Origin of the sequence: Psychrobacter sp. AOP7-B1-24 (assembly GCF_052376215.1) — a bacterium.
GTDB lineage: Bacteria > Pseudomonadota > Gammaproteobacteria > Pseudomonadales > Moraxellaceae > Psychrobacter.
On record NZ_JBQSVL010000167.1, the window covers coordinates 1 to 1,453 of the forward strand.

The 1,453-nt window shown below is 37.6% G+C and carries 1 protein-coding gene; it reads left to right on the forward strand.

All coding sequences use genetic code 11. From position 1 onward, the window contains the following. Window positions 1–332: 332 nt before the first annotated feature. Entirely contained in the window at window positions 333–1,322 is a 990-nt protein-coding gene (locus tag ACT3QP_RS14760) for a DUF2939 domain-containing protein (RefSeq protein WP_444526023.1), read from the forward strand. The last annotated feature ends 131 nt before the right edge of the window (window positions 1,323–1,453 follow it).

Sequence of the window (1,453 nt, forward strand, 5' to 3'; positions counted from 1 at the left end):
TTTCGCCGGAGTTTGGCAAGAATAGCACCTTGTCTAATGTTTTCTGACCCTCTCATTTTCCAATCAAGTACAATCTCTGAAAACTTACTCACTAACTCTTCATGTCGAATACTGAAAGGTTTTTTTGATAAATAGAGGTTTATTAAATTGTTTTGCAAGTAAACTAATGTTAGCATTAATTCCTAAATGTTACTACTATGTAAACATGCATAAATTTATGCAACTGGTGAAAACCATACTTTGTAAACATGGCGGCGAATCATTTCAGACTAAGCGTTAATTATCCGTATTACTTCGTCATCTTTTAATATTAGAAATTCAGGAGAGATTTTTTGAAAAAGCTTTTACCTTGGTTGGCTGGCTTGTTGGTTATATTTGCGATTTATCTCTACGCTTCACCATATATAGCTTTGTATAACATCAAAAACGCGGCTGAACAGAAAGACGCAGATAAGCTGTCAGGGTATATTGACTTCCCTAGCGTCAAGCAGAGCATAAAAAATCAAGTCAAAGCCGCTATGGTTGAAGATATTGCTGCAAGTGACGAGCAGGATGGGTTTGAGGCTTTAGGAACTATGTTGGCCGCTGCAATGATAGACCCAATTGTCGATGGTGTGGTCACACCTGATGGGGTTGCATTAATGCTTCAAGGGCAAGAGTTAGATTTTGACTTAGATAAAAAGAAAACGAAAGATGAACCTAAAATCAGAGATACGGATATTGATTATCAAGCAGGTTACTTATCATTTGATCGATTCAAAGTTCAAATCATTGATCCTGATGATGCGGATAAGTCATTAGATGTGATCATGCATAGAGACGGCCTTAGCTGGAAAGTCACAAGAATTGCTTTTTCGCTAGACTTTGGAGATGAACCTGATGTCAGCCTTGAAGAAGCGATGGTGTCTAATTTAGTCACTGCTGATGAAAGCTATATAGTAGATGAAGCTGAAAACGATGAGTTTGAAGATGTCTTTCATGGTATAGCGGATAGTGAGGAAGTGTCTGATACTGTTGATGAAGGCTTCTACAACACTGATACTTTTGATGATGAGGACTATATAGATGCCTACGCTGTAGAAAGCACCGAGCCATTAACACCATCACAAGCGGCATATATTGACTATCTCGTTGACAATGATATTGAAGTATCACAAGACATGATAGATTTATTAAATGACTTTACATTTGCTGGAAGTACAGACGCTGATTTACGTCAGTTCATTATCGAACGTTCAGGTTATGATGACGGATATAATCCGTTAGCTGACTGTCGTAACCCTGATTTCACAGAAGCACAGTATATAAACAACTGTAGTTGATAAATGGTAGATGAGTGATAGTTTTAGTAAAAAATAAGCCACCTTAGCATTTTTCAAGGTGGCTTTTTTATGGATAGAGGGTTGTGAGCAGTTATACATAGCTGGAATAGTTTCTTCGTTAGAGGTCTGAG